The 8,979-nt window shown below is 30.2% G+C and carries 10 protein-coding genes and 1 pseudogene; 4 read left to right on the top strand and 7 right to left on the bottom strand.

The genetic code is table 11. The annotated features are described in order from the left end of the window. Positions 1 to 1,033: 1,033 nt before the first annotated feature. The 3 genes from EG240_RS15575 to EG240_RS15565 are packed head-to-tail and all read right to left on the bottom strand — an operon-like array spanning position 1,034 to position 2,453. Positions 1,034 to 1,279 (bottom strand): hypothetical protein, encoded by a 246-nt coding sequence (locus tag EG240_RS15575; protein ID WP_125020259.1) that lies wholly within the window; start codon positions 1,277 to 1,279, stop codon positions 1,034 to 1,036. 12 nt (positions 1,280 to 1,291) lie between these two features. Then, positions 1,292 to 1,693 (bottom strand): DUF5675 family protein, encoded by a 402-nt coding sequence (locus EG240_RS15570; protein ID WP_125020258.1) that lies wholly within the window; start codon positions 1,691 to 1,693, stop codon positions 1,292 to 1,294. Between the two features lie 4 nt (positions 1,694 to 1,697). After that, positions 1,698 to 2,453: a hypothetical protein gene (locus EG240_RS15565; protein ID WP_125020257.1), complete on the bottom strand. Its 756-nt coding sequence runs from the start codon at positions 2,451 to 2,453 to the stop codon at positions 1,698 to 1,700. A gap of 221 nt (positions 2,454 to 2,674) precedes the next feature. Here EG240_RS15565 and EG240_RS15560 point away from each other — a divergent pair, with 221 nt between their 5' ends. Both EG240_RS15560 and EG240_RS15555 read left to right on the top strand, forming a co-directional pair. Continuing rightward, positions 2,675 to 3,247, top strand: a complete 573-nt coding sequence (locus EG240_RS15560; protein ID WP_125020256.1) for a hypothetical protein — start codon at positions 2,675 to 2,677, stop codon at positions 3,245 to 3,247. 6 nt (positions 3,248 to 3,253) lie between these two features. Next, on the top strand, positions 3,254 to 3,454 hold the full coding sequence (locus tag EG240_RS15555; RefSeq protein ID WP_125020255.1) for a hypothetical protein: 201 nt from the start codon (positions 3,254 to 3,256) through the stop codon (positions 3,452 to 3,454). Between the two features lie 350 nt (positions 3,455 to 3,804). On the opposite strand, the gene EG240_RS15550 is transcribed toward EG240_RS15555, so the two are convergent. From EG240_RS15550 to EG240_RS15540, 3 genes and pseudogenes are all read right to left on the bottom strand, one after another. Continuing rightward, positions 3,805 to 4,194 (bottom strand): acyl-CoA thioesterase, encoded by a 390-nt coding sequence (locus EG240_RS15550; protein WP_125020254.1) that lies wholly within the window; start codon positions 4,192 to 4,194, stop codon positions 3,805 to 3,807. 127 nt (positions 4,195 to 4,321) lie between these two features. Continuing rightward, positions 4,322 to 6,028, bottom strand: a pseudogene (locus tag EG240_RS15545) (ribonucleoside-diphosphate reductase subunit alpha); the annotation flags it as partial. Further along, entirely contained in the window at positions 5,989 to 6,963 is a 975-nt protein-coding gene (locus tag EG240_RS15540) for a ribonucleotide-diphosphate reductase subunit beta (protein WP_125020252.1), read from the bottom strand. The gene EG240_RS15540 and the pseudogene EG240_RS15545, both read right to left, overlap by 40 nt. A 731-nt stretch (positions 6,964 to 7,694) precedes the next feature. Between EG240_RS15540 and EG240_RS16550 the strand changes: the two genes are divergently transcribed. Both EG240_RS16550 and EG240_RS17010 read left to right on the top strand, forming a co-directional pair. Then, positions 7,695 to 7,847, top strand: coding sequence for a hypothetical protein (locus EG240_RS16550; RefSeq protein ID WP_158612036.1), 153 nt, complete (start codon positions 7,695 to 7,697; stop codon positions 7,845 to 7,847). A gap of 23 nt (positions 7,848 to 7,870) precedes the next feature. Then, on the top strand, positions 7,871 to 8,005 hold the full coding sequence (locus EG240_RS17010) for a hypothetical protein (protein WP_262675471.1): 135 nt from the start codon (positions 7,871 to 7,873) through the stop codon (positions 8,003 to 8,005). A gap of 79 nt (positions 8,006 to 8,084) precedes the next feature. Here EG240_RS17010 and EG240_RS15535 read toward each other — a convergent pair whose 3' ends face one another. Continuing rightward, positions 8,085 to 8,612, bottom strand: coding sequence for a toxin-antitoxin system YwqK family antitoxin (locus EG240_RS15535; RefSeq protein ID WP_125020251.1), 528 nt, complete (start codon positions 8,610 to 8,612; stop codon positions 8,085 to 8,087). Positions 8,613 to 8,979: the final 367 nt, after the last annotated feature.

The raw sequence follows: 8,979 nt of genomic DNA, 5'->3' as shown, positions 1-8,979 counted from the left end.
TAAATTTGAACATCTAAATTCCAGTCAGTTAGCTTTGTATTAATAATCGAATTCAGGTTCATAGTAATAAAATTTAATATTTTTCATAAATATATAAAAAAACATTATTTGACACAAAAAAACAAAAATCATCTTTAGTACATTTTAAACAATTAAACCTTTTGTATCAAAAATTTTTCGGTGAAATATGTTTTGTTGATAAATTTAACACTAGTTAAAGCTGCTCTTACTAAAGCTAACAATAGGATTCTGATTCTTTTTAAATGTTTCAATATTAATTACATTTAATCATAGATTGATCGTAGAGTTGAGAAAATAAGATTTCTATTCACTTTCGTATTTTACTTAACAAAAAAAATGAGTTCAAAGTTTGTGAATACTGTAAATTTTATCTTTATCGTTTCTTTTTTGTGTGACCGATTTAGTGTAAAGCGCCAGTAAATCTTTGTAATTATCTTGCTGTTATATTGTGAAATTGCGCTCTAGTACTCGTATTTAACATAAAGGCAATGGTTTTGAGTTGTTGCTGTGATTTTCTTTCTGTTTTTGCACGTTTGGCATGTTTACCGTTGTAGGTATTTCAAACCAGTTGTTTGCTTACTTTCGTATAGTGTTATCTTTGTCTTATCCCTTCTTTCACGGCAATTCAGTTGCAATAATCAATCACCTTTTTACACAATTTTGCATCCCTAGGAAAGGTTGTGTTATTCTCCTGAACTGTAGATTCTTTAATAAAACAAAATTATATAATCACATTTAGATTGGAAAATAAAAAGATGAACCTCAAATAAATTCGAGATTCATCTTCATCTTATTTTAAGCGTTTTGAATAAAAATAAAACACAATCATTGATTAAATATATTTTTTAATCTATAAACTGTTAAAATTTATTTTTTAAAAATTTTTCTTAATAGATAACTAACTATAAAACTTACAATTGCTCCAATCGTTGCAAGAAAAATAGTTTTGTAGATTTCCCCAACAGAAAAGCTATAGTACCAAGAAAATAAGAGCCCCCCCATAAAACTAAGTTTATAGTTTGGCATTTTCAAGAACAGGTTTAGAGAGTTTAGCATTATCATCAACAGTAACTTGAGAGACAGCAGATAATACCGTACCAGCAACTGCAATATAACCAGCAATTGAAATTATTGCGGCTGGTAATGCAATTGGAGCAGTTAAAACACTACCGCTTACGGCCACTAAGATTAATCCTAGAGTTCTAAGTGTTTTAAAGAAATTCGGAGTTGGTGCTTGTGCACGTTCAATTATATTCATAATATTTAAGTTTTAAGTTGGGCTTTGCCCAATAATTAATAATTTAAGTTGTCCATTTACTTTGTGTTTAGCAAATATTTCTAAAACAACATGCATTGCCTTTCTAGAAAACAGCCCTTTACCTTTTCCGGAAATTTTTGTCACTGGAGCAATACAACCTTTCAATTCTACTAATGCATCATTTGCTGGATGAATCAGAATATGTGAACGATTTGGAACATTTTCAACAATCCAATGCCAATTAAACTTTTTTGAATATCTTCTTCTTAAATTATATTCCCCTTCGGGAATACATGAAATTTGTTTTTGATTTTCAAGCCAAGGAAGTTCAATTGTATAAGCAATATGCTCATTGTTAAAAAGCAATTCACCATGAGTTGCTTCTTTAAGATAAACTCTTTTTAAAATAAACATAGCATTAAGTTTTATCAATATTTACGACAGCCAAGGCATTAAACATGCCATTATTTAAAGGATAAAACACATTGTTTATCTGCTGAAAAAACTGAATACCAAGCACTTGTAATAAAGGCAACGTACTGTTTGGAGTGACGTTGTTAATAAGTGTTGTCAATGGAATGGAATTACTATTCCAAGGGATTTCTTGTGTACTACTGTAAACTGCAATAGAATTACCTTGACTAAAATCTACTTCAGCAGCTGCAGAAACGAATTTAAAATGTGTTGTTCCTGTCGGTGCGGAAATCAACTGATTTGGAATCATCTCAGGTATCTCAATTTCTCCTTCCCCGGTGATTCTATCTAGAGTAGCGATATATGAAGTGAACAAACTACTTGATAATGCTCCCATACTATTAAATTCAAAACCTTTTAATAATTCTAAATCACCATCCACAGGATTTCGTAATCCACGTTCATTAACCTGATCGGTTTTAATGATTTGCATCAAAACTTTTAACAATCTACTCACCACCCTTTTGTCAGATGCTGACTGTAGAATTGGTCTAATAGCATTTCTTAGAAACTTACCATACTTACCTGCCGTACCAAATTCTTGTCCATTTTCTCGCGTTCTTTTAAAAGCAGGGTCATTAGCAATTCTTTTACGGTCAATTCCTCCTTTTTCTCTTGCTAAATAACCATCTTTTGATTTATAAAAGGTAATGCCACCTAGTGTTCCTTTTAATTTAATAATACCATCTTGTCCTGCCATAATATTTTTTTTATTGAGTTAAACAAATTGTAATACAGAGTGTTGCAACTAAATCTTGATTACATGACAAAGGTGTATATTTTAAAAAACATAAATAAATGAAATGGTTCAAGATGGCATTTTTAGTATCAAAACGTAATAAAAACGTCCTAAAAATTTCCAACTTGGGAAATAAGCGTAATTACTTTTACGTGTTTTGTTAATCACTTAAAAAAAAAAATATGGATACTAACAAAAAAGAACCGAGAGACTTAGTGTACAACAAAATCCAGTATTTAAAACGCTGTCAAGAAATAGGAAGGTTCGTCTATGAAGATACTTTTAGAATTAATGGTTTATTGATTAATGCATTGCTACAAATACGTGATGCTTTTTTATACAATCAAACCATAAACAACATTAATGTTTTAGAATTAAAAGAAGGATTATTTGTAAATGGTAGATCAAATAGTGGAAAAACAGCTTTAATGGTAATTCTTAAATCAATTTTAGATACCTCTAAAAGTTTTAAAATAATAAGTTGTCTCGAAATAGAACATCAATTTAAAAAATATGGAAAAGCATATTTAGAGAATTTGTTTGACGACAGAAATACTTCTTGGTGTTTTGATGATTTTGGTAAACGATCCACAGCATCACATTATAGCATACTGCGGATTTTGATTGAAAAAATATTTGAATCAAAAAATACCTACCATATTATTAGTGACTTTACGCTAGAACAGATACATTCAAAATTAGGTATGGTTTATTACAATAAAATTAAATCCAAGTTTATTACCATCAAAACATAATTATTTATGAAAAAAACAACAAATCGAATTTGTATTTATCCAAAAGACATACAAATCATTACAGGAAAAAGCTACAGACAGAGTGTTAGAATTTTAGAAAAAATAAAGTTCTTTTACAAAAAAAGTAAACACAGCTACGTTACCATTCGAGAACTCTGTTTGTATTGTGGATTTGAAGTTGAAGAAATAGAATCTATGTTAAAATAATTTAATTTAGCATTAATCTATATGAGATATACCCATAGTGCATTATTTATCAAATAATAACTATCTAATATTTAATTAATTATTCTTTTATCACAGATGCACTGATTCAAATTGATAGATTAAATTAACTAACAATTAAATTTGCACAGATTTTGAATGCAATGCATACAATAAGTAACTTAACTTGTATGTCCTACGTAGATTAATGCTTAAAAATCTGTGGAACTGTGGAAATACTATAATGTGCTACAGGTAAAATGTAGTAAAATAAAAAGCAAGCTATCTTTTAGTCAGACAGCTTGCTTTTTTCGTAGATTTAATAATACTAGAAATTCTCTGATTATTAAAAATTATTCTTTAATTACGTTAGTTGGCTTTTTATCATGATCTAAGGCAACAAACGAAAATTGTCCTTTAACAGCTAAATAGCGAACGTCTTCATACATTTGTTCAACAAATATTTCAACGTCAACTTTTAAACTTTTATTTCCTACATGAGTTACTTTACCTACTAACTCGACAATAGTTCCTGCTGGAATTGGTTTATTGAAATCAATTTTATCAGATGAAACCGTTACCATAGTTTGACGTGAAAAACGAGTTGCTGTAATGAAAGCAACTTCGTCCATCATGTGCATTGCAGTACCTCCAAAAAGGGTATCGTAATGATTGGTTGTATTTGGAAAAACAGCTTTAAATATACGCGTTTCTGATTTTGAAATTCTTTCTTCTAAATTCATTTTTAATAGTATTTGATTCTATGCAATTTATGAAATTATCAAATTTTTATAATTAATCTCGCATATTATTTTTTTATTTTTACATATTCGACTATTTTTTTAAGAATAAAAAAACAATTAAATTTATTTAGGCTTCACAACTTGAACAAATAACTAAATTTGTAACAAATTCTTTCGACACACTCTGACTACGTTGATAATACAAGGTTTTTACGCCTAGCTTCCAAGCTTCAATCATTAATCTATTTACTTCTTTAATCGGGACGTTAGCTGGAATGTTTAAATTTAAACTTTGAGCCTGGTCAATATATTTTTGTCGTATGGAAGCTTGTAATACAATTTCGTATTGACTGATTTCTTTAAATGTTTTAAAGATGTCTTTTTCTTGTTGAGTTAACGATTCTAAATGTTGAACACTACCGTGATTTAACATAATACTTCGCCAAGTTTCTTCGTTATCAATCCCCTTTTCTTCAAGTAAAATTTTCAGATATTTATTTTTACGCATAAAATTCCCTTTTGCTAAACCTGCTTTGTAATAATTACTGCTATAAGGTTCAATACCTGGAGAAGTTTGTCCTAGAATAGCAGACGAAGAAGTAGTTGGAGCAATTGCCATTAAAGTAGTGTTTCGTAATCCATAACCTTTTAAAACTTCTGGTTCACCGTAAATTCTAGCTAATTCTTGTGAAGCTTTGATACTTTTTTCTTGAATGTTTTTAAAAATGATATTCGTTTGCATTTTTGCTTCTAAACTTTCAAAAGCAATTTTATTTTTCTGAAGATACGAATGCCACCCCATCACTCCTAACCCAAGTGCCCGATGATTTTTTGCAAATGTATTTGCGGATTTTAAATAATGATTATCCTCCGTTTTTGCAATAAACTCTTGTAAAACTGCATCCAAAAAGAAAACAGCTAATTTTACAGCTTCGGTATCTTTCCATTCGTCATACAATTCCAAATTCATCGAAGATAAACAACAAATAAACGATTCGTTTGCAGATGATGGTAAAGCAATTTCTGAACATAAATTACTTGAGAAAATTTGCATTTCTTTATCTTTATAAACTTGAGGTTTATTTCTATTGATATTATCGGTAAAGAAAATATAAGGTAAACCTTTTTGTTGGCGACTTTCTAAAACTTTAGCCCAAATTTCTCGTTTATCTCTGTCTCCGTCAATCATATCCTGCATCCAATAATCAGGTACGCAAATTCCGGTAAACAAATTTTGAATTGGACTTCCGATATTTTTAATTTCTAAAAACTCTTTAATATCATCGTGGTCGATATCTAAATATGCGGCAAAAGCACCACGACGTACACCACCTTGCGAAATTGTATCCATTGCCGTATCAAAAAGCTTCATAAAACTCACAGCCCCACTACTTTTTCCGTTATCTGTTACGGCACTTCCACGTTCGCGTAATTCGCCAAAATAGCCCGAAGTTCCACCACCAATTTTGGTTTGCATAATTACTTCGCCTAATTTATGCGTAATGCTTTCGATATTATCTGGAACATACACATTAAAACACGAAATGGGTAATCCGCGTTCGGTTCCCATATTAGCCCAAATTGGAGATGATAAACTCATCCAACCTTTTTCAATCATTTCAATGAAAGCTTGAGTTAGTTCGGGTTTATATAATCTTTTTGCGGCTGCAGAAGCAATTCGTTCAATTGCTTTTTGTGTAGTTTCTCCTTTTAATAAATAGCCTCTGTTTAATATTTGTTCGCTTTCTTCGTTAAGCCACCATAATCTTTCCATGCTCATTCTTTTAGTTTGAATTAAAATAAATCGTCTGCTGTAATACTTTTGTCGTGTTTGGTATAATCAACTGGGCGTTTTGCGAAAAAATCATCCAAGCTGTTTGCGAAAATTTCTTCTTCAAACCAAATCATGGGTTGGTAGCTTTCGTCAGAAATATAGAACAATTTATTAAATCCTATTTTCTCTAAGCTTTCATCTATTCTGAATTTCATAAAATTTAAAAGATTGTGTTTTGAGATGGTATCTAACTCACCAAATTCAAAAATCCAATCTAAAATTTCAGCTTCAATATTTATAGAATCTATTACAATTTCATTAATCTCTTTAGTAGTCAATTCATCAAAATAATCTGGAAATTCTTCTCGTATTTTATTGATTATAAAAATACCAGCATTGGCATGAATTTGTTCGTCAATAGAAGTCCATGCAATGATGTTGCTTACGTTTTTCATAACTCCTTTAAAACGAGTAAATGATAAAATAATGGCAAATTGACTGAATAGAGAAACATTTTCAATTAAAATAGTAAACAGAATTAAAGATTTTAAATAATCTTTTTTGTCATCAGACTTAGCATTTTTTAAAGCATTTGACAAGTACTGAATTCGTTTTGCGATAACCGAAATTTCAATTACTTTTTCGAACTCATTATTATAACCAAGGACTTCCAATAAACGCGAATAAGCTTCGGAATGACGGAATTCACATTCCGCAAACGTACTACCCAATCCATTGAATTCTGGTTTGGGAAGATGCAAATACAAATCACCCCAAAAGGTTTTTACATTGACTTCAATTTGAGCAATGGCAAGCAAACTACGTTTTACAATTTCTTGTTCGTTTGGTGTTAAATGCGAGTGGAAATCTTGAATATCGGCTGTGAAATCAATTTCAGAATGCACCCAAAACGATTGATTAATAGCATTTGTGAATTCCAATATTTCAGGATATTCGAAAGGTTTGTAATTGATGCGTTTTTGAAAAATACTCATTTTTTTACTTTAATAATTAAACAATTAAAAAAGTAAATGCAGGAAGTAAATCTGTTTAATAAACCACAGAGAAACAATCAGACATTTACTTTTATGCGAAAGCAAAGTCGGCTTAATTGTGGAGGTCTGACTCATAAACTCATGGTTTATTCACAGTTGCGCTACAGTACGTGGTTTACACACGATTCCCCATTTGTGCTTAAAAAAGCAATTCAATTAAGTTTAAAACTATTTTATAAAAGTATCAAAATGAAATTAGAAAACAAACAATTTATTTAAAAATGAATTAGGGAATGAAATGGGGAAATGGGGAATGGGGAAATAGGGAAATGGGGAAATGGGGAAATAGGGGAATGGGGAAATGGGGAAATGGGGAAATGGGGAAATAGGGAAATAGGGAAATGGGGAAATGGGGAAATAGGGAAATGGGGAAATGGGGAATTGTGTTTACTGATGTAAAGATTTAACTTCGTTTTGTTTGGACTTTGTCCTCTACCCTTCCTGAAATAACGATATCCAAAAAAGAGTCATTATGTAAGAATCAAACAGTTATGTAAAACGTAGTCAACGAGATTACACCTTAAGTTTTAAGATTAACCCAGTCAAAGAAATTGAATTAGGATAATTAAGTATCACAGATTCTTGTCGTAATTACGGTATTCAATCTAGAAGTACAGTTGTAAATTGATTGAGAAAATTTGGTAAATCGGTAGAATTTAACACTAATGAATATGTCAAAGTCACCAGAACAACAAATTATGGAGAGAGAAGCTAAAGTAAAACTTCTAAAGAAGCAAAATGCACAATTGGAACGACAGAATTATATTAATTTAGTAAAACAGAAAATTCGGATCTGTATGAAAATGCCATTGCAGAACAGATAAATGGAATATTAAAATAAAAATTCATGATTGATACCTATGATTTAGAATTGCCTTTAATGAAGAAAATAGTAGCCGAAGCAATTTATGATTATAATCAAGATAAACCGCATTGGTCAAATCATATGTTAACTCCAAACCAAATGCAAAAAAAACAGTAGCAACATTGAAGCTACTACTGTTTAATTTATTATTTTTAATCATTGAAAAACTGTATCGTTATTAGCAGGGCTATTCATATTAATTAGCAATTCCATTAACAAAAAAAAATTTAGACAACAGTTTACCTTTTTCATCATAATATATGGTAGTACCATTTGCAACCCCATCAATAAAATTTCCTTCAGATTTCAATTGTCCATTTTTAAAATACATTTTAGTAGTACCATTTTCCAATCCATTTATAAAGTTAACTTCAGATTTTAATTGACCCTGTTTGTAATATAATTTAGTAGTCCCATTTAAAACACCTTCGATATAACATGCCTCGGCTTTTAATTGACCGTTTTTATAATATATTTTAACGCTACCCTCAATCTTACCATTTTTAAGATATTCTTCAATTTGTAGCTGACCATTCCTAAAATACATTTTTGCACTCCCATTTGCTATACCTTCAAGCATATAAATTGAAGACTTTAATTTACCGTTACTATAAAATGTTTCATATAATTTGGGGTTAACCTCTAATTTACCATTAATAACTTCTTGGCTTTTACAATCTAAAAAAGTAAAAAAAACTACTAAAACGATTAAAATTTTATTCATGATTGTGTTTGCTTAATACACTACAAATATAGATTAAAGAAATAAAATGGGGAATTGTATATTGAATATTCTATTTTGTATGCTGATTCGCTTTGAACCTGCTGAATATTCAATTTTGTAGTTATAAACTGGGTCATTATATTCTCGATTTCCAATTTCTCTATTCCTTGACTTGCTGATTCTCAGATTCGCTTTGATACTACTGAATATTCAATTTTGTAGTTATAAACTGAGTCATTATATTCTCGATTTCCAATTTCTCTATTCCTTAACTCGCTGATTTAACTTCGTTCCGTTCGGACTTTGTCCTCGGGTGCGGATTTGGTTATCTTCTTTTGGATTACCCCCAAAAGAAACACATACAAGC

The sequence above is a fragment of the Paenimyroides tangerinum genome, assembly GCF_003865405.1.
Classification (GTDB): domain Bacteria; phylum Bacteroidota; class Bacteroidia; order Flavobacteriales; family Flavobacteriaceae; genus Flavobacterium; species Flavobacterium tangerinum.
The sequence above is the reverse complement of the archived record's forward strand: the minus strand, read 5'-3'. Positions and strand labels throughout refer to the sequence as shown.